At 61.3% G+C, this 19,357-nt stretch carries 13 protein-coding genes; 1 reads left to right on the forward strand and 12 read right to left on the reverse strand.

From position 1 onward, the window contains the following. Positions 1-17 precede the first annotated feature (17 nt). Together JIN81_RS13275 and JIN81_RS13280 are read right to left on the reverse strand one after the other, a co-directional pair. Positions 18-1,550, reverse strand: coding sequence for a YifB family Mg chelatase-like AAA ATPase (locus JIN81_RS13275; protein ID WP_200280481.1), 1,533 nt, complete (start codon positions 1,548-1,550; stop codon positions 18-20). 79 nt (positions 1,551-1,629) lie between these two features. Continuing rightward, positions 1,630-5,625, reverse strand: a complete 3,996-nt coding sequence (locus tag JIN81_RS13280; RefSeq protein ID WP_234044886.1) for a discoidin domain-containing protein — start codon at positions 5,623-5,625, stop codon at positions 1,630-1,632. Positions 5,626-5,895: 270 nt separating this feature from the next. Here JIN81_RS13280 and JIN81_RS13285 point away from each other — a divergent pair, with 270 nt between their 5' ends. Further along, the gene (locus JIN81_RS13285) at positions 5,896-8,586 is read left to right on the forward strand and encodes a glycoside hydrolase family 95 protein (protein ID WP_200280485.1); all 2,691 of its coding nucleotides are present in this window, start codon (positions 5,896-5,898) and stop codon (positions 8,584-8,586) included. Between the two features lie 40 nt (positions 8,587-8,626). Here JIN81_RS13285 and JIN81_RS13290 read toward each other — a convergent pair whose 3' ends face one another. From JIN81_RS13290 to JIN81_RS13335, 10 genes are all read right to left on the reverse strand, one after another. Next, entirely contained in the window at positions 8,627-10,747 is a 2,121-nt protein-coding gene (locus JIN81_RS13290; RefSeq protein ID WP_200280487.1) for a RecQ family ATP-dependent DNA helicase, read from the reverse strand. A 75-nt stretch (positions 10,748-10,822) separates the two neighbouring features. Next, positions 10,823-12,079 carry a BatD family protein gene (locus tag JIN81_RS13295; RefSeq protein WP_200280489.1) on the reverse strand — a complete coding sequence of 419 codons (1,257 nt, stop codon included), beginning with the start codon at positions 12,077-12,079 and terminating at the stop codon, positions 10,823-10,825. 11 nt (positions 12,080-12,090) lie between these two features. Further along, complete coding sequence (locus JIN81_RS13300) at positions 12,091-12,678, reverse strand: tetratricopeptide repeat protein (RefSeq protein WP_200280492.1); 588 nt, start codon at positions 12,676-12,678, stop codon at positions 12,091-12,093. Further along, positions 12,675-13,610 carry a VWA domain-containing protein gene (locus JIN81_RS13305; protein WP_200280495.1) on the reverse strand — a complete coding sequence of 312 codons (936 nt, stop codon included), beginning with the start codon at positions 13,608-13,610 and terminating at the stop codon, positions 12,675-12,677. Before JIN81_RS13305 ends, JIN81_RS13300 begins: the two co-directional genes overlap by 4 nt. Beyond that, positions 13,607-14,635, reverse strand: a complete 1,029-nt coding sequence (locus tag JIN81_RS13310) for a VWA domain-containing protein (protein ID WP_200280497.1) — start codon at positions 14,633-14,635, stop codon at positions 13,607-13,609. Before JIN81_RS13310 ends, JIN81_RS13305 begins: the two co-directional genes overlap by 4 nt. Beyond that, positions 14,632-15,105 carry a DUF4381 domain-containing protein gene (locus tag JIN81_RS13315; protein ID WP_200280500.1) on the reverse strand — a complete coding sequence of 158 codons (474 nt, stop codon included), beginning with the start codon at positions 15,103-15,105 and terminating at the stop codon, positions 14,632-14,634. Before JIN81_RS13315 ends, JIN81_RS13310 begins: the two co-directional genes overlap by 4 nt. Positions 15,106-15,110: 5 nt before the next feature. Continuing rightward, complete coding sequence (locus tag JIN81_RS13320) at positions 15,111-15,944, reverse strand: DUF58 domain-containing protein (RefSeq protein ID WP_234044887.1); 834 nt, start codon at positions 15,942-15,944, stop codon at positions 15,111-15,113. A gap of 103 nt (positions 15,945-16,047) precedes the next feature. Then, positions 16,048-17,010 carry an AAA family ATPase gene (locus tag JIN81_RS13325; RefSeq protein WP_200280506.1) on the reverse strand — a complete coding sequence of 321 codons (963 nt, stop codon included), beginning with the start codon at positions 17,008-17,010 and terminating at the stop codon, positions 16,048-16,050. Positions 17,011-17,175: 165 nt separating this feature from the next. Beyond that, positions 17,176-18,465 (reverse strand): dGTP triphosphohydrolase, encoded by a 1,290-nt coding sequence (gene dgt, locus JIN81_RS13330; RefSeq protein WP_200280509.1) that lies wholly within the window; start codon positions 18,463-18,465, stop codon positions 17,176-17,178. Positions 18,466-18,578: 113 nt separating this feature from the next. After that, complete coding sequence (locus JIN81_RS13335) at positions 18,579-19,301, reverse strand: hypothetical protein (protein WP_200280511.1); 723 nt, start codon at positions 19,299-19,301, stop codon at positions 18,579-18,581. Positions 19,302-19,357 lie beyond the last annotated feature (56 nt).

A 19,357-nucleotide genomic window follows, 5' to 3' on the forward strand; every position in this document is an offset into this window, starting at 1 on the left:
GATCGAGGAATCACCCGCTACGAAAACAGGTTGCGGTCGAGCGTCCGATACTGGATCGCCTCCAGAATGTGCTGGGTCCCGATATCCTTGGCACCCTCGAGATCAGCAAGCGTCCGTGCCACCTTCAGGATACGATCGTGGGCACGTGCGGAGAAATTCAGCGACTCCATCGCCTGCTCCAGATAGCTGGAACCCTCACTCGTCAGTTGGCAGTGATCCCGGACCTGCCGCGGCCCCATGCTCGCATTCGTGCAGGTTGAACTCCCCTCGAACCTGTCGCTCTGAATCCCCCGCGCCGCCACGATCCGCTCACGGATACTCGCTGAATTCTCGCCTCCCGACTGACTCGAAAGCTCACGGTATTCCACAATCGGAACCTCCACGTGCAGGTCGATCCGATCCAGCAGCGGTCCGGATATCCGCTGACGGTACATCTCGATCTGCCGCGGCGAGCAACGGCACTCCCGCTTGCTATCTCCGTAGTATCCACATGGACATGGATTCAGAGCCGCCACCATCATGGATCTCGCAGGAAAGGTCAGGGACCCGGCCGCTCTTGAAATCGTCACGTGTCCGTCTTCCAGCGGTTGGCGCATCACCTCCAGGGTCTGACGCCGGAATTCGGGCAACTCATCAAGGAAGAGAACCCCGTGGTGCGCCAGCGAGACCTCTCCCGGGCCCGGGTTGGTTCCACCGCCGAGCAGACCGGCATCGGAGATCGTATGGTGGGGCGCCCGGAACGGCCGCGTCGTCAGGAAGGATTGCTTGGGATCAAGCAGCCCGGAAATCGACTGGATCTTCGTCACTTCGATCGCCTCCTCCTCGCTCATGTCCGGCATGATCGTCGGCAGGCGCTTCGCCAACATCGATTTCCCGGTTCCCGGCGGACCGACCATGAGCAGATTGTGTCCTCCAGCCACCGCCACCTCCAGCGCCCGCTTGACGTGATGCTGTCCCTTCACCTCGTCGAAATCGACTTCATACGACCGCTGGCTTTCGAAGAATTTCTTCCGGTCGATGCGCATGGGAAGGATCTCCTCCTCGCCCACCAGGAACCGCCATGCCTGATAAAGATTCCGGACCGGGAACACCTCGATGCCCTCGATGACCGCGGCCTCCTTCGCATTCGCCTCCGGCACCAGGACCCGCTTCCGCCCCCTTGCCTTGGCCTCCAGAGCGATCGACAGCACTCCCTTAACCGGCCGGACCGAACCATCGAGGGCCAGTTCCCCGACGATACAACAGTCATCCTCCGGCAGCACGACCTCCTCCGAAGCCGATGCCATCGCCAAGGCGATGGGCAGGTCAAACGAAGGCCCTTCCTTGCGGAGATCGGCAGGTGCGAGATTTACTGTCTTGATTCCGTCCGCCAATCGCAGGGGAGAATTTGAAATGGCCGAAATCACACGCTGGGAGGATTCGCGCACAGCGGCATCCGGCAGTCCCACCACGATCACGCCAGGATTCTCCGAACCACTGACATTGACCTCCACTTCGACCTCAACGGCATCCACGCCTCGCAGCGCAGCGGAATAAACACGACTAATCATCTGAACAGCTAACACCATGCCCTCCTCCGCCGTGGCATGGCAAGCGCAGAATCCAGCCGCCCAGTCCCCCGATCCCCCATCAGGGATCGATCTGCACCCGGTAGAAACATGAGGGAAGCACGAAGGCCTCGGGATCCGAGAGAATGATCGAAGTCCCGGCCCCAATCACAGGGTCTCCGAGGTCCTCCCAGCCGTCCGACGCGAGCGTCTCGTTCCGCTGAAGCTGATAGATGCGACCCGGCACCGTCTGCACCGTCATCTCGATGCCGTCCCCGACCCGGGCCATGACAGGCGCGACCAGTTCCTCTTCTGAAATCGGAGCATGGGGTTTGGCGCCCACCTGGGTGGCATCACCACTCTCACCCGCCGCATTCAGGGCGGAAATGGTGTAATAATAGGTCGTCCCATTGACGACATCCGTATCAAGATAACTGACGCCCGCCTCGCTCGCGATCAGCGAGAAGCCGGAACCACTCGTCGTCGAACGCTTCACATGATAGTGGGTCGCCCCTCCGGAAGAAGCCCACGTCAAGGCGACCTCGCCATCCCCTGCAGTCGCCGTGATGAAGGCAGGCGTGGATGGGGCAAACTCGGGAACTCCCCAGATCTCCAGTTCCGTGATGCTGTTCCAACCGTTGTTGGTCGAGTTCCCATGGCCGACGATCCGCACATAACGAGCGAGGGTGTCGGCGACATCCACGGTCTCCAGTTCGGTGGTCGTCCCGGAACTCTGCAGACCAGACGCAATGGGCACCCATGTCACATCGTCATCAGATACTTCCACATCGAAGGTCGAAACACGGCTGGATCCATTCAGCCACGCGATTGCGAGGAAATGAACCCGCTTCACCTCGCCAAGGTCGTAGCGAATCCACTGACCGTCACCCTGCGCCGACCAGCGGGATCCAAGGTCTTCATCGAGGGTATTGGCGGGTTCGTTGGGGGCTTGGAACTCACTGGCAATGACATCACCCTCACCGACAGCAAGTTTCTCCGCAGGAAGCTCACCAGACCCATTGATCTGCAGACTCAGAAACTGGGTATCCACATCTCCATCGGCATCCGTCACTCTGACCGCGAAGTTGCCGAGCCCGGAAGCACTGGGCGTCCCACTGAGAATTCCGCCGCTGCCAAGTTCGACACCTGGCGGAAGTGTGCCACTGGCAAGCGACCAAACCATGGGATCCTCTCCCCCGGTCGCGGTGAGGGTCTGATAGTACGAACTGCCGACCGCCCCCTCTACGAGGGACTCCGTAGTGATGACCGGCGACGTGCCAGTGGGAGAAAACGGCACCGCACTGGCTTCGTCAGAGTTTCCACTCCCGATCCCCCCGTAGATCGCGCTGACGACGTAAAAATACTCCGTCCCTGTCGTCAGACCGGTATCCACATGATGGGTCGTGGTCAGGCCTCCCGCGACAAGCGAATACGGACCTCCGCTCGTCGATGAGCGTTTGAGGTCATAGGAGATCGCTCCATCGACCGCATTCCAATTCAAGTCGATCCGGGTGGCACCAGTGGCATCGGCCACCAATCCATCCGCGACAAAGAACGGAGTCTGGTAGTAGAGGCTGGAAACTTCCTGCTCGGACAAGGCGACATCATACAGCCGGACATCATCCAGGTTCCCATCGTAATGCACACCAGAAATCTGACTGCCGATGGTCGCCGCAGTAATTCCAGTCATGGTCTTGGTCTTCCCCAGTCCGGAATGCCAGAGCTTTCCGTTGAGATAGATCTTCATGACCCCCGACCCCGCGTCCTTGGTGAACACCCAGTGATTCCAGCCGTCCTTGAACTCCGCTTCCGTCGCCAGCTTGTTGATCCTGTCGTAGCCGGAACTACTACCCGCATCCCAATAGACTTCGGAATCCCCCCACGGAAGGTGCACGTTCAACACCCGTTGATTCCCCGACACCGCATAGAACACGGAGTTGTTCACGGGCTGCCCAGCGCTGCCATTCACCCAAATGGAAACCGTGATCTGATCGCTGATCCCACTAAAGGCAGCTGCGGGAAGCGTTACCTGCGAACCACTTCCGTCAAACCCAAGGGCACCACCGTCGATTCCAGCCACCCAGCTTGCACCGACGTTGATCCCATCGAATCCATTGCCCGAGGAATCAGCGACGGTTGAACCAGCAGAATCGTCAAATTTCCAATGGCCGACCAGCACGCTTGGGTCGCGATCGATGGCAATCCGGTTCAGCTCGAAAGCATTCGAGGTACCGGCAATGCTCACCTTCATGCTCTGCACGCCCTCGCTCAGCGACACACCACTGGCCACCTTGAGGGTTTGCCAATCGGTAGAGCCCGAGGAACCCGGAGCTCCAAAGGGAACGGCAACTTCGTTCGTCTTGTCCACGCCACCAAAGCTGAACTTGATCCTGCCGCCGGCCGCGGACGAGGCATAGCGAATCGAGATGTCATAGATCCCCGCGGACGGGACCGCCACGGTGTAGGTCAGCCATTCATCCGCCTCGAGCGACGTCAGTGCGTGCCCCCCCTCGGTGCACGTGGTGACGTCCACCCCCTCGGAGGTCCGATACTCGCCGCCCGAGTTCCCGGGTGTCTCATCATGGTAGGTATGGCCTTCGCCATGGATGGTGAAATGGTCGTAGTTCTCCGCCTCGATGGCTCCGGGGAGGACGTTCATGGCATAGACCGGCAGACCGGATGAAAACCCACGGACCGGATCGCCATGGCAGTGGTCGGGGCGGCGGAACGTAAGCGCTCCCCAGCCGATCCCATCATTGGACCAACCGGCGACTTCATACCCCGATTCCTCAATCGCGATATCCCGGGCCCGCTCGGTCCACTTGACTTCCTCATCCGTCTTGAGTCCCCGGCCCTGATAGTGAGCCAACGGCATCTCGAAGATCGGACGCACATTGGGAAACCCACCCACACCATCAGGACTGATCGCCTTGGAAAACCAGCGCGCGGTTCGATCCAGTCGCTGGATGAACTCCCCCGATTCGACGGTGGGCACCCACCACGTCGTCTGGTCGGGATAAGAGCGGATGGCGGACACGTTGTGCCGCATGTTGTATTCGAGGCCCAGCAGGAGCCGGTCATTCGCGTGGCTGTAAAGGTCGTCGCCCTGGTTCCACGCCATCTCAGCCATGGAACAGAGCAGCCCGATCCCGAAGAAGACGTGCTGCTGATCCCTGGAGCTTTCCTGACACTGCCCGTTCTCCCAGATGTAGTTCGTCAGCACCTCATTGTAGCCGTAGTCAGTCTCGCTACTGAAGTTGTTGGTGCTGTAACTGTCGACGTAGTCGGTGGACGAAAGCAGTGCCTTCGTGGTCCGGGGACCAGGAGGGTAGGGAAGGTCGTCGGGACGATGAGGCAATCCCTGAATGTATCTCAACGCCCGGTCATACATGATCTCGTTGTCCAAGAAGATCCCCATGGCCATGACCGTCCGCCATCCTGACAATCCCTGGTTCCCGTGCCGCCCCGGATCGCCTTGGAAAGACATCCAGTAAAAGGTCGTGTCACCGGACGGCTCCTCGGTTGTGGAGTAGCCGGGATAGACCAGCATGTCCGAGAAGTCCTGAATCTCACTGGCCGACCAACCGCTGTAGGTGCTCTTGATGATCTCGGCCGCCTCGATCATGATGTAAGCGACCCCGCCACTCAGCGCATCCGTTCCACCACTCGTGACGGATGTCAGATTGCGCCACGCATTGAAGATCTCAATCGCCTTCTCAGCATGTCTGACATCGCCCGAGACATACCACCGGATGGCATTGTAGTAGGCAGCACGGATATCACTGTTCCAGGCCCCGTAGTTGACGCGGCTGTCGCGACCCAACTCGGTGAATGTCGGACTTCCCTGAACCACATAGTCATGGCCCGACTTCGAGTCGGATGCCATTTCCTGATAGGAGGAATACCATGGGTCGACCTTCGCCTCGACCATCAGCTTGATCCGATCCAAGTCCGACTTCTTGTGGGAGATCCCAGGATGGACGAATGCCGTCTGTGCCAGCGCGAGCGGCATCGCGAGCATCGCAATCAGCCCCATGGCGATCCTGACCATTCCGGCCTTCAATTCGATCCCCCTCATGCGCTTGAATCGCCTTGGCATTCCATGGACGAGTGTGTGTTTCGAGATCATGAAGCCTGTTTTTCTGAGAATGCTTGGACCTTCGTATGCCCGATCCCTCAGGGACCAGTGAACCTACGAACCTCCACTTTCTCAATCTGGTCAATGCCCCCACCGAAACAATGGGGCAGCAACGTTTCCCTGTTGAGCTTCCCAATGTCTTCGGACGACACGGTGAAGGGTTGAACTGCCTCCCTTGGATCCTAGACTCGAACCGAATCCCTTCATGCTATGATGCTTGCCCGCCATTTGGCTCTCACCACTCTGGTCGTATCCCTACTGACGTCGATACTCCTCGCCCCTCAGGTTTCCGCGGCGGAGCCGCCATCAGACTCATCGGCCGATAGCCCCGGCAAGCCATTGCGGCTCTGGTATGACAAGCCCGCCCCGGACAGCGATGTCGGCTGGGCCAACGCCTCCATCCCGATGGGCAATGGCTACATGGGGGTCAACATCTTCGGCGGCACGAAGAGCGATCGCATCCAGATCACCGAGAACAGCCTCTATGACTGGACGGACAGAAATGCCGGCTTCAAACGTCGTGGCGTCAACAACTTCGCCGAGGTCTACATCGACTTCAACCACGACAAGCCGGCCAATTACCAGCGGGAGCTGGACCTGAACCGGGCCGTCTCGTCGGTGAGCTACGAGCAGGACGGCGTCGAATACACACGGGACTACTTCACCAGCTATCCCGACAAGGTGATGGTCGTCCGCCTGGGCGCCTCGAAGCCGGGCGCGCTATCGTTCACCCTGCGCCCCACCATTCCCTTCCTCGGCGAGGGCAAGACCGGATCCGTCACCGCGAAGGGCGACACCATCACGCTCTCTGGAGCGATGACCTACTTCGACATCAAGTTCGAAGGTCAGTTCAAGGTGATCCCGAAGGGCGGCACGATGAAAGCAGCCGCCAAGAAGGGCACCATCAGCGTTTCGGAGGCCGACAGCGCGCTGATCCTGATCGCGGTTGGAACCAACTACCAACTCGACCCCAAGGTGTTCCTGACGAATGAGCCGAGCAAGAAGCTCGCGGACTTTCCCCACCCCCACGCCAAGGTGAGCGGTTACCTCAACGCTGCGGCGGCGAAGTCCTACGATGAGCTGCTGGAAAACCACCAGGCCGACTACGGCGAGCTCTACGATCGGGTCAGTCTCGATCTCGGCGCCGAGGTGCCCACGATCACCACCGACAAACTGGTCGATGCCTACCCCAAGGGTTCCTCGAGCCGCTACCTCGAGGAACTCGCGTTCCAGTTCGGGCGCTACATGCTGATCTGCTCGTCCAGAGCAGGCACGCTGCCGCCCCACCTGCAGGGGATCTGGAACGTCTATGCCCGGCCGCCGTGGTCGTCCCAGTACCTGCACGACACCAACGTGCAGATGGCCTACGCACCCGTCTTCTGCGCCAACATGCCCGAGCTGTTCGAGTCCTATGCCGACTTCTTCAAGGCCTTCGAACCCCGGCAACGTTTGTATGCCACGCAATACATCAAACAGTACAACCCCTCGCAGCTCGACCCGAAGGGTGACAACGGTTGGTCCGGCCCGTTTTGGGCGAATCCCTACATCATTCCCGGACGGTCACCCGTGGCGGGCTTCGGCACCGGTAGCTGGATCGCCCAGATGTTCTGGGACTACTACGACTACACGCGCGATGAGTCGCTGCTCGCCGACACCGTCTATCCGGTGATGTACGAGCAGGCGAACTTCGCCTCCCGCTTTGTCCAGGAGATCGATGGCGCCCTCCTGGCCAAGCCCTCCTCCTCGCCGGAGCAGAAGATCCGGGACACGGTCGGAACCACCTTCGACCAGCAGATGTTCTACGAGAACCATCACAACACGCTCACCGCGGCGAAGATCCTCGGGCGCAGCGACAGCCGGCTGCCGATCTACGAAAAGCAGCTCCCGCTTCTCGACCCGATCCAGATCGGCAAGTCGGGGCAGATCAAGGAATTCCGCCAGGAGGAGTTCTACTGCGACTACAAGGGACCCAAGGGCAAGAACACCATCGACCCCCACCACCGACACACCTCCATGCTGCTGGGATCGTACCCGGGTCAGCTGATCAACGATAAGACACCGGCCTGGCTCGATGCCGTCGAAAAGACCCTGACGCTGCGCACCCGCAAGAGTCACATCGGGTGGGCGCGGGCCGAGCGGATCGCCTTTTGGGCACGGGTGCATGATGGCGATGAGGCCTATATCTTCTATCAGGACCTGCTCGGTGGAAACTACCTGCACAACCTGTTCAACGACCACCGCGGCGGGCCGCTCTTCCAAGCCGACGCGAACTACGGTGCCACCGCCGGCGTTGCCGAGATGCTCCTTCAGAGTCAGGACCACGTGGTGGCTCCCTTGGCCGCCATGCCCGCCGCCTGGCCGGACGGCAGCTACAGCGGTCTCCTCGCGCGCGGCAACTTCGAGGTTTCCGCCAAGTGGTCAAACGGCCAGGCCAGCCGCCTGGAAGTCGTATCCAAGGCAGGCGGAACCCTGGATCTGAGATATCCCAATGTCGCCAAGGCGATGATCAAAAGCACCGACGGCCAGAAGGTCAGCTTCACATCGAAAGGCACCGACCAGATCCGCATCGAGACGACCAAGGGCGCGAGCTACGTGGTCACTGACATCCCGGCCTTCACCCCGGTCGCCGCACCATCTGAGCTGAAGATCGACAAGGACGGAGGAAGCCAGATCGAGCTCTCGTGGACCGGGAGCAAGGATGCGGCATCTTACAAACTCTACCGCGCCGTCGGCAACGCACCGGCCTACGAGGAAGTCGCTACGAAGATCAAGGACGCCAGGTTCATCTACAAGGCCGATGACCTGAAGCAAACCGAGCAGATGACGCTCAAGGTCACCGCCATGCGGGCAGATGGCCGCGAGAGTCGAAAGGGAGCCACCGTGGTCCGGCTGTTGCCGTAGAGGGCAGCGGGGGCTGAGACAGCATCGTCCCGGACGGGGCCTATTTCGGCAAAGACCGACGGAAGTCGGCGATGCAATCGAGGAATGGGCGGGCGTAGCGCTCGACCTTGGCTTCGCCGACACCGGGGACCTTCAAGGCATCCGCCGCCGTGACCGGTTGGAATCGCGCAAAACCCTCGAGGGTTCGATTGTTGAAAATCACATAGGCCGGAACACTCTGGGCCTTGGCCAATCGGTTGCGGACATCCTTCAGCGCCGAGTAGAGCTGGGGATCGAACCCGCGGTCCTCAAGCTCGACCGGCGTGCCGCCGCCATCCGTCGACGGCCACCGCAAGCGATAGTTCCCCTTTCCTGCCATCACCCGGGCGCCACGATCGGTCAGGGTCATCAACGGGTACTCCCCGGTTTCGACCCGCAACAAGCCGGCTTCCAACATCGAACGGAAAAGCGAGTTCACGTATCCGGTGCCCTGAGCCTTGAGGATCCCGTAGGTGGTCAGTTGGTCGAGTCCCGCCGCGAGAATCTCCTGAGAACGGCTTCCCGTTAGCATCTGCACGATCTTGCCACGTCCGAATTTCCCGGACCACCCCGCGCTTGTCTTGCGCGACATCCGCGCCACCCCACTGAGTGCCTTGCGCACGATCAGGTCCTCCTGAGTGGTCGGCTCACGGTCGTCGCCGTGGTCATCCAGACAGACATCGCAGGTCCCGCAGGTTGAGGCACCCTTCTCGCCGAAATACTCGAGAATCCACTGCTGACGGCAGGCCCGTGCGTAGCACAACTCGACCATCGCCTTGAGTTTTTCGCGATCACGCGCGTCCTTCTCCTCAAGCGCCCGGTCATCGAGCTCCAGTCCCATCGCCGAGACCTCCGGGCGCTTGATCCGGGTTCCCCGCATGCGCTTCCCGGGAATGTCAAACCGCTCGATGTAGCCCGCCCGAGCCAGCGTCGACAACGCGCTCCCCACAGCCATCCCGTTGCGCACACCCACTCCGTCGGCGATATCGTCAATACTACGATGAACCTCGTAATCGTCGTCGGCTTCGTCCAGAAGGAAGCGGTAGATGTCGCGGATGGTCTGACCACCCGGGTTCGCTCCATCGATGAAAAACTCCTGAGTTCGGGTGTCGGCGAAATTGAAAAGCAACTCACAGACCGAGGCTTCGCCGTCGCGGCCCGCGCGACCGGCTTCCTGGTAGTAGGCCTCGATGCTTCCGGGTACCTCGAAGTGCGCCACGAACCGCACGTCAGAGCGGTCGATCCCCATTCCGAAGGCATTGGTGGCGACCGCCACATCCGCCTTGCGCGCAAGGAACACGTCCTGGGCCTCCGCCCGCTCGGCATCGCTCATGCCGCCGTGGTAGGCGATCACTTTCACTCCCCACGACGCCAGGGTCTCGGAAACCAGGTCCACCTTCTTCCGGGTCGCGCAGTAGACGATGCCGGTCTTGTGGGCAGCGACGATCTCGCGCAGCCGCTCGAACTTCTGGGCCACCTTGTCGACGGCGGTGATCGTGAGTGACAGGTTCGGCCGCGAGAACCCACTGACCACTTCGAACGGATCCTTCAGCGCCAACACACCGAGAATGTCCGCTCGGACCATCGGCGTCGCAGTCGCGGTCAGGGCGACGCACTGCGGCCGCCCGATCGCTTCCAGCGAGCGACCCAGCCGCATGTAGTCCGGCCGGAAATCATGCCCCCACTGGCTCAGGCAGTGGGCTTCATCGACGGCGAAAAGCGAGACCTCCACCCCCTCGAGCGCACGAATGAACGAGTCGGCGCGGAAACGCTCCGGAGCCACATACACGAGCTTCCATTCCCCCGTGCGCATTCCGTCGAGACGTGCCCGCTGCTCCTCCCACGGCACACTGGAGTTGATCAGGGTGGCGGGGATGCCCTTCTCGACCAGCGCGTCGACCTGATCCTTCATCAGCGCGATCAGCGGAGAAACCACGAGGGTCACCCCGCGAAAGCACAGGGCGGGCAGCTGATAGCAAAGCGACTTGCCGCCACCGGTCGGCATCACGACGAGGCCATCCTTGCCCGACATGATCTGCTCGATCACCTGCTCCTGACCATCGAGGAAAGCCCGGTGGCCGAAATGCCGCTCCAGCACCGCCAGCGGTTCATCGATCACTTTTTCTGCCCTCGCCCCGCTCATGAATGGTGTTCAAATGACCGCAATTCAGCCAGAAGGTCAAGAACGGCCTCAAACGAGCTAAACCCCACCACCCCCTCAGCGCGACAGCCCGGGATTCAGCGGAGGCAACGATGTCTTCGCCTCTGATGGGCTCCCCCTCCGATGCCCGGCCTCAACGCTGCGGAAAGCCCTCCACAGCTCCCCCCCGTCCCAAGCGCCCCCATCACCACCGCTTCCAAACAGCCTCCGGCTCAGAGTCGCGGCCGGTTCTCGAAGTGGTGAATCGAAATCACCAACCACCCCGGCAGCATGCTTCCACGCCATCAGCGCCGCATAAGCCTCCCTTGCGTCGCCCTTTCCACAAGACCGCTTCAGCTGGCGGACCGCCCGGCGGATCGGCGCGTCATACCACGCACGCCATTGATGAAACTGGGCCACCCCAAGTGGCCATCCCCAGCGCACGATCGCCGCGAGTGCCGTCAGCCCTGCGAAAGCGATCCATGCCACGCGCTTCCAATCGGTCGGTTCAGGAGGCACCGGAGGGGCCTTGGCGGAAAACGAACGACCCGCGAGCACCTCGGTCCGGACCTCTTCGGACTCCGGGTCCCACCATGAGTAATCAATCGACGGAAAATTAAATTGCCCGCCCTTGGCGAATTGGTAGCGGATCACGTCGGTTCTCGAGACCTCGGTCACGCCGCGCTGAGAAACTTCGTCGATGACGGGGTCCGAGAGATAAACCCGAGCCCCCTCGACCGGGGTGGCAACGAAGGGATCAAGAAACATGGCCGAGGTGTCCGTCGCGGATCGGGTGATCGAGCGGGTGACCACCTCTCCCGCCTCCAGCTCGGCCCCCTCCTCGGCCGACCACTCCTCCTCGACCTTCAGCGACGAGGAAGTCACCACGAATGGCAAAGATTCGGTTCCCGGCGGACGCTCGGACACCACCCCAAAGGGTTCAGTCTCACCTTCGCGGGGTTTGGCGTCGCCGGTGAAGCCATCCTTGCTCATGAAAGCCACCTTGAACGCCGGCACCTGCAGCTCGCCCACTTTCTGCGTGTAGAGATCAAACTCGTGTCGCTGGGTGATCCAAGTCACCCCGGCCAGCGTGGAGGAACCCACCACTGGAGATCCCACCTTCGAAATCACCGTGTCCGGAATCTCCGGCAGCTGGAAAACCGGCGTGCCCGTGAAAGGGCCGGGAGAGTAAAGCGTCACCACGAATCTCACCCGCTGACCCATCCACGCCTTCTCGACCTCCGTGGAGGTTTTCACCATCACCGATTCCTCGGAACGGAGGTCCGACAGGCTCACAAACCCAGCCAGCAACACGAACCAAGCGCACCGCCACATCGGGAGACCGTTCACGGTGTTTCCTCCTCTCCCATGGCATCCTGATAGGAAAACTTGGCGCGAAGAAACTCGGCCGGATCCGTATCCACCTTCCGCAGCCACATCGCCTGCATGCTCTGATCGTCCGCCGCTTTCCCTTTCTCAACCTGGGTCTCCTGTCCACCCGGCTTCTTCTTGTCGAAGACGATCTTGTCCGCCCCGATCTTCTGGTCACCCATGTCTCCTCCCTCGTTCTTCAACGCCTCGGCACGCACCATGGCAATGCGTCGATTCACCTGAGCCGACTCCCAATCCGGACGCTGTTCCAATGCCCGGTCATACTGCGCGACCGCCTGCTCGTAGAGCCCGAGGAAAACCAGCGAATTGCCGCGATTGAACAACCCCTCCGCGGTCGGCACGCGTGTGAATGCCTGCCCCGCCTTCTCGAACTCGCCGGCCTTGAACCAGGCCACGCCGCGGCGCATCGGATCACGATACACCTCGGCGGCCTCCGCGAAGCGTTCCTTCGCCATCAATCGATCCCCCTGCTGGTCCGGAGTGAACCACCACGACCAGAACGAAGCACCTACGACACCCATCGTAACAAGCAACACCTTCATGTGACCCCCTCCGTGGTTGAAAGCTGCTGTTCCCTGCGGAACAAGGGGAGCATGCACAGCGCCGCAAGCGGCAGCAGATACCAACCGTCCTCGGCCCAGCGGGTCGCTCCGTCGCCGCCCTCCACCGAAGCCCTTGCCCCCGCGACCTTGTCGAGAAGTTCCAGGACATCCGATCCATCCGCCGAAATCCGGGTCACCGATGCCCGCAGCTGTCCGGCCACCTGACGGATGGCATCCAATTCCGGCGAGCCATCGAGCGCCACCGCCAGCACATGGATCGGCACGCGTGGTCCATCACTCCATCTGGAAAGATCCGCCGATGTCAGAGCCACCGCATCATCTGCGATGACGATCATCGCCCCACCCCGCTCACCGAGAGCACGCTTACCACGCAGGATCGCACCCGCCAGATCGTCGCCCGGTTTCGGCATGATCTCCGGCGATACGTGGCCCGCCATCGTGGCCACCACCTGCGCATCCTCCGTCGGCGGAAGCACCAGGTGCGCGCTGCCCGCATAGGCCAACAGACCCAGCGCCCCCCCTTCACGTCCGGCGGCGAAATCATGGATCTTGAGCTGTGCACGCTCGAGCCGCGACGGGGAAAGGTCGTCCAACGACATGGACTCATCCGCCCTCAAGAGGACCATCACCGGCGCAGGATCACCCGCGAAGGTGGACGGCTCCAACCTCCAGACGGGACCCGCCAAAGCAAGACCGACCAGAAGAGCGGCCGCCAACTGGAGCACACTTCGGATCTTCGATCCTGAATCCCGTCCCAGTGTCATCGCCTCCAACAACTCCGGGTCCATCGAACGACGCCAACCCGCCAGCGGATCGCTCAAACGCCTCAGATGCCACCAGGCGACAATCATCACCGGCAGCGCCAGCAGCCACCATGGCCTGAGGAAGTGGAATGTTTCGAACCCGCTCATGAGGCATCCACCTCCAGGTCAAAGGTTCGGGCATTCACCCGCATCCGGTGCTCCTTCTCCCGGCCATCGTGGCGACGACGCCTTCCCGATCTGATCGCAGCGGCCAATCCTGCCATTCCGACCGCCAGCCCTAACGGCCAGAAGAACAGATCCGAGCGCGGGTAGTCCCGCACGACCTCGACCTCTGTCGTTTCGACCTCATCGAGTTTCGTGTAGATCTGCTCCAACTCATCCCGGTTCATCGCCAGCGAGTAGGTCCCACCCGAGGTGCTCGCCACTTCCTTCAAGGTCGCCTCATCCAGCTTCTCTTCTCCAACGGTCTCCGGGTCACCCACCGCCACCGCATGGATCGTAATCCCACGATCCCGTGCGATCCGTGAGGCCTCCACCGGCGGCACCTTGCTTTCGGTGTCGTTCCCGTCGGTAAGCGCGATGATGGTCTGCACCTCCATCTGGCTGTCCTCGAACAAATGGATGCCCAGACCGATCGCATCACCAAGGGCCGTTCGAGGGCCCGCCATGCCGATCGCGGCCTCGCCGAGCAGCTGCCTCGACAGGTCGAGGTCGGTCGTGAAAGGCACCTGCAGGAAGGCAGAGGAGCCGAAGACCACCAACCCGACCCGGTCACCGTCCCTCTTGGCAAGAAACTCACCAACGACCTCCTTCACGGCCACCAGACGATCCACCGGTTGCCCTGCTGCATTGGTAAAATCCTCCTTGGTCATCGACGTCGATAGATCGATCAGCAGCAACAGATCACGCGTCGGCAAGGAACGCTCGATCGGCGGATCCACCCGTTGAGGACGGGCCATCGCCACCACCAAGAGCACCCAGAGCAGCATCGGCAACCACTTCATGCCGACCCGATGCTTCGTCCCATCGCCCCCTCCGGGGATGGAGCCCGAAACCCGCGACATGAAAGGCACCTTGAGCGCCGGACGGCGACGCACCGCAGGCGGCACGAGCCAGTGCACCAGAAACGGCACGGGCACCAGAAGCAGCAACCATGGCAAAGCGAAGCTCATTGGAGAAGCCTCCTTCCGTCACCGCGCTTCTCCACCTGATGACCCTCCACCCATCGCAGGGCGTAGTCGCGCAGAGCACCCTCGTCACTACGACCTTCATCGTAGAAGCTGGATTCCATGGCGCGGCGTTCCTCCACAGTCATCGCCCGGACTCCCCGGTCATCCAGCCACTCGCACCAGGCCTCCCCGGTGAGGGCCGCCACCTTGCGACGATCCTCCACCACCATGGCCACCCGCTTCAGAACTGCAGAGATCTCGGCATCCGACTGCGCCCGTTCCAGCAACACCTTCGCTTCCCGGCGATAGGCATTTGTCTGATAGCGCCTGTATGCCCGGAATCCCAGATAGCCAACCACTGCCGCCACGACCACAAAGAGCACATACCAGCCAGGAGCCGGTGGCCACCACGGCACCGGGTCCGGCACGACGATGTCGCGCAGATCGCTGAGATTTCCCGATTCGCCCACCATGCCCGTCAATGGCCCAAGGCCACACGAAGTTGATCGCCCACCGGATCGTGGGTGCAGAGTGGCAGAATCGGAATTCGCAGGGATCCCAACACGCCGCGAATGGCATCCACCCGCTCCTTGAAGCAGGCCTCGAATGCCCCTTGAAACCGCTCTCCGGTCGGCACCTCCCGGGTCACGGCACCATCCGTGACCTCCAGCCCGGTTTGCCGCGGCAGGCTGATGCCGAATGGATCGTAGGTCATCACCGCGAGCACGTCGTTGTGCGCCGCGATCGAGGACACCAATCGCCGCGTCTCATCATCGTAGCCCGCATAGTCGCTGATCAGGACCACGAGGTAATCGTGCTTGGCGACATTCACCGCACGACGCAGCGCCTTGTTCAGCATCCCGGTGCCCGCCTCCACCGGCGTCGCCGACAGCTTCCCGTTCATCCGCACCATCTCCTTGCAGAAATGCAGCACCGTCCGACGACTGCGCTGCGGGCGGATCTGAACCAATTCATCATCCCCGAATACCAGCGCCCCCACGCGATCCTTGGCACCCAGCACCCGCCAGGCTCCCATCGCCGCAGCCTCCACCGCCAGGGTCGCTTTGGTCGTCCGCCGACTGCCGAAAAACATCGCATGCCGCTGATCCACGATGAACAGCACCGGACGCTCCCGCTCTTCCGAATACACCCGGACATGCGTAGAGCGAAGCCGCGCCGTCGCCTTCCAGTCAATCGAACGGATGTCATCCCCGGCCCGATAACCACGGAGTTCCTCGAAGGTCAGACCGCGTCCACGCAGGCGCGATCCGTAGCGCCCGGCCAATAGACTCGTCAGCGGCTGCTTGGGCAAGAACGAGAACCCTCGGGCTTGATACTGGAGCGCGACCAACTCGTCCAAAGTTGGATGCAATTTGACCGGCCTGGGTGCTTTCTTCGGCATCTCACGAATTGGTTCAGGCGCTGACTGCCACGCGCTCCACCAGCGCCGCCACCACATCGTCGCGCGTTTTCCCGGAGGCCTCGGCCTCATAGCTCGGGTGAATCCGGTGCGCCAGGCAAGCTGGTGCCATCGCCTGGATATCCTCAGGGCTGACGAAATCCCGGCCTTTCAACCAAGCACGTGCGCGAGACGCCGCATCCAGTGCAATCGTCGCACGCGGACTTGCCCCGACCGTGATCCACGAGGCCAACTCCTCATCAATCCCCTCGGGTCGCCGCGTGGCCATCACCAGATCGACGATGTACTGCGCGGCTTCCTTGGACACACGGACCGCATTCACTTCATCGCGCGCCGCAAAAATGCTCCCCTGACTGACCGGCACGGGAGGGTCTCCCTTCCCCTTGTTCGCATTCTCTCCCCTGACCAACTCGAGAATCTTCATCTCGTTCTCGCCCTCGGGGTAGTCGACCCGGATGTAGAGGAGAAAGCGGTCCATCTGGGCTTCGGGAAGCGGATAGGTCCCCTCCTGCTCGATCGGGTTCTGGGTCGCCATGACCATGAAGAGGTCAGGCAGGGCATGGGTCGTTCCCGCCACCGTCACCTGCCGCTCCTCCATCGCCTCCAACAGCGCGGCCTGCACCTTCGCCGGAGCCCGGTTGATCTCGTCGGCCAGAATCAGGTTTCCGAACAAGGGCCCCTCCTGAAATTCGAAGGTTCCCGTCTGCTCCCGATAGATCTCCGAACCGGTCACATCTGATGGCAAGAGATCCGGCGTGAACTGAACCCGCCCGAACTCACTCTCTATCAGCTTTGACAGCGTCTTGATCGAACGGGTCTTCGCCGTTCCGGGTAAACCCTCCAACAGAACGTGACCGTTGGTTAGAAGGGCGACAATCATCCGTTCGACCACGGCTTCCTGACCGATCACGGCCTGATTGAGGGACTCGACGACTTGGAGAATGGTTTCGCGGGACATGGGGTTCGGCAGACGTTGGACGGTTGACTCGCTACCCTGAACGAGTCTGCCGAAAGATCAAACGAATCAGCGGGTCAACCGTGTCAAAAAGACGGCATGCCACGACCCGGAGATCCACGATACACTCTTGCCCGGCGCCTTCGAGCGACGCAAGGCGAGCCATGCTCACCCGACAAGATCCCCGATCGAACCGAAGTCGGGAGTGAACAGCCGTTTGTAGAAACGGGCTGCATAACCGTCGCTCATCCCCGCGAGGAAATCACAAATCAACCTCGCACGCCCGGCGGCCGAATCCTCGGCCTCGATCTCGGCAGCATCCTGCTCAGGCAACAACTGGAAGTCCTGCCCGTCAATCCGTTCCTGCCGGACATAGCGCTTCTCGAGCACGTCCCAGAGCCCCCGCAGCAGGTGGCTCCCCTTGTGCTCGAGTTGCTTGAGCTGGGGAGAAAGGAACACCACTTCGAAGGCCAGCTTCTTGAATACCTCGGACTCCGCCTTCAGGTCCGGGTCGATGACGAGCCGGTAGCGGTAGCGATTCGTCGTGCCACTGAGGAAATTCACATCCTCCTGCAGACTTGCCGCACGGATGTATCCCCCGATCCGACTGCCCACGAACGGATCGACAGTGCCTTGCCGGATCGCCTTCATCAGGTCGCCCAGCGGTGTTCCCTCACCGCACGGGACCCCCTCACGTTCCGCCCAGCTTTCAATCCGGTGGATGCCGAGGAACCCGGCGTGAACGCTGTCTGATAGATCATTCAACGAATAGGCGGTGTCGTCGGCCCAGTCCATGATCTGACACTCGATCGACTTGCACGCGTCGCGCTCGTCACCCGGAGTCGCCTCCACCGGGAAATCCATGCCTCCCAAGGCCCAGTCGAGCTCCCGTTGCTGATAGTCGTAGAGGAAATGGTTCTTCGGTGCCTCACCCTTCAAGCCCTTGAGCTCGCCCCACAAGGTCTTGTATTTCAGCACCGAATCGAGAAAAGCCCGTGAGGGGTCCATCCCCTTCCGCTTCGCGGAAAAGATCCGCTCATTGAGCAACCGCAGCGTCTGGGCATTGCCTTCAAACCCACCCCAGTCGCCCATCAGGTGATTCAGCGTGCGCTCACCCGCATGACCGAATGGCGGATGCCCGAGATCGTGGGACAAACACGCCGCTTCAACGAGATCCGGATCGATGAAGAAGTCGTCGGATAGCGGCTCCTCCTGCGACTGAAGCCAGTGGCAGATCGACCTTCCGATCTGCGCCACTTCCAGGGAATGGGTGAGGCGTGTCCGATAGAAATCGTACTCACCACTCCAGAACACCTGCGTCTTGTTCTGCAACCTGCGGAACGCCGGCGTGTGCAGCACCCGGTCCCGGTCCACCTGAAACGGAGTCCGGAAGTCCTCCCCTCCCTGCCTTCCGGATGGTCGTTCGGTGTCGAAGGCCCCGTAGAAGCGATTGCGCATGGCCCATCACTAGCGCCAACCCATGAATCACCGCAAAAGAAAACACCGACCCCCATCAGGGAGGCCGGTGATTCCAACGATTGCGCCTGGAAGGACTTGGGGTCGGGAGAAAATCACTGGGTCGAGCTTTCCTCGCTCTCAATGCCGGTCACGTCCGCCACTTTCTTGGCCAGCAGACCCATCTTGTTGAGGTTCGCCTTCCGCGTCTGGAAACTGTCGGCTTCCTCACCCATGAATTGCTGCATCTCGGCGGTCATCTCAAGGTCATCGGCCTCGGTAACACTATTTGGATCCACACCGAGCATCGCCGTGGCGTTGTTGATGTGGTCGCCGTGGACCGCCACGTTCTCGAGTGCCTTGTCAAAGCTCTCCTTGGTGCTGCCGATCGACTTCACATCGTCGACACCTTCGCCCAGACGCTGGACGAACACTTCAAATTTGCCACGCAGGGTCGGATTCACCGCCACCGCCGTCACCGGAGTCACTACGGCCAGAAGAAGCATCACATTTGCGACCATCTTCACCCGCCCGCTGCGCTTCTTGAGCTTCTGCTCCCGCTCCTCGAGCATGGCTGCCAGTTCAGTATCCTGCTCGGTGTGTTGCTGTGGCACCACCGGCTCAGGAGCCTTTTCCTCGACCGCGGGCTCCACCTCCTCCTTCACCGCCGTGAACGGTGCCGCTTCCACCTTCAGACGGGAAGCGGACTGAGCCACGGGTTGTGACGCCGGGGTTTCCAACACTTTCTCGGTCACCGTGATATCCGGCTTCTTGAGGGCTTCATCGCACAGTGCTTTGATGCGATCCGATGCTGTCACGAAGTTAGTTGAGGAGGACATGACAATTTGGATATCCTGATATTTCGGTTTCGACACTTCCGCAATCGCGTAGGCCC

Origin of the sequence: Haloferula rosea, from assembly GCF_016595525.1 — a bacterium.
In the GTDB taxonomy this organism is placed as follows: domain Bacteria; phylum Verrucomicrobiota; class Verrucomicrobiia; order Verrucomicrobiales; family Akkermansiaceae; genus Haloferula; species Haloferula rosea.

Bases quoted from the DNA above. Each gene is read 5' to 3' on its own strand.
- JIN81_RS13275 (WP_200280481.1), bottom strand. From the start codon at position 1,550: ATGATTAGTCGTGTTTATTCCGCTGCGCTGCGAGGCGTGGATGCCGTT.
- JIN81_RS13280 (WP_234044886.1), bottom strand. From the start codon at position 5,625: ATGAGGGGGATCGAATTGAAGGCCGGAATGGTCAGGATCGCCATGGGG.
- JIN81_RS13285 (WP_200280485.1), top strand. From the start codon at position 5,896: ATGATGCTTGCCCGCCATTTGGCTCTCACCACTCTGGTCGTATCCCTA.
- JIN81_RS13290 (WP_200280487.1), bottom strand. From the start codon at position 10,747: ATGAGCGGGGCGAGGGCAGAAAAAGTGATCGATGAACCGCTGGCGGTG.
- JIN81_RS13295 (WP_200280489.1), bottom strand. From the start codon at position 12,079: ATGTGGCGGTGCGCTTGGTTCGTGTTGCTGGCTGGGTTTGTGAGCCTG.
- JIN81_RS13300 (WP_200280492.1), bottom strand. From the start codon at position 12,678: ATGAAGGTGTTGCTTGTTACGATGGGTGTCGTAGGTGCTTCGTTCTGG.
- JIN81_RS13305 (WP_200280495.1), bottom strand. From the start codon at position 13,610: ATGAGCGGGTTCGAAACATTCCACTTCCTCAGGCCATGGTGGCTGCTG.
- JIN81_RS13310 (WP_200280497.1), bottom strand. From the start codon at position 14,635: ATGAGCTTCGCTTTGCCATGGTTGCTGCTTCTGGTGCCCGTGCCGTTT.
- JIN81_RS13315 (WP_200280500.1), bottom strand. From the start codon at position 15,105: ATGGTGGGCGAATCGGGAAATCTCAGCGATCTGCGCGACATCGTCGTG.
- JIN81_RS13325 (WP_200280506.1), bottom strand. From the start codon at position 17,010: ATGTCCCGCGAAACCATTCTCCAAGTCGTCGAGTCCCTCAATCAGGCC.
- dgt (WP_200280509.1), bottom strand. From the start codon at position 18,465: ATGCGCAATCGCTTCTACGGGGCCTTCGACACCGAACGACCATCCGGA.
- JIN81_RS13335 (WP_200280511.1), bottom strand. From the start codon at position 19,301: ATGTCCTCCTCAACTAACTTCGTGACAGCATCGGATCGCATCAAAGCA.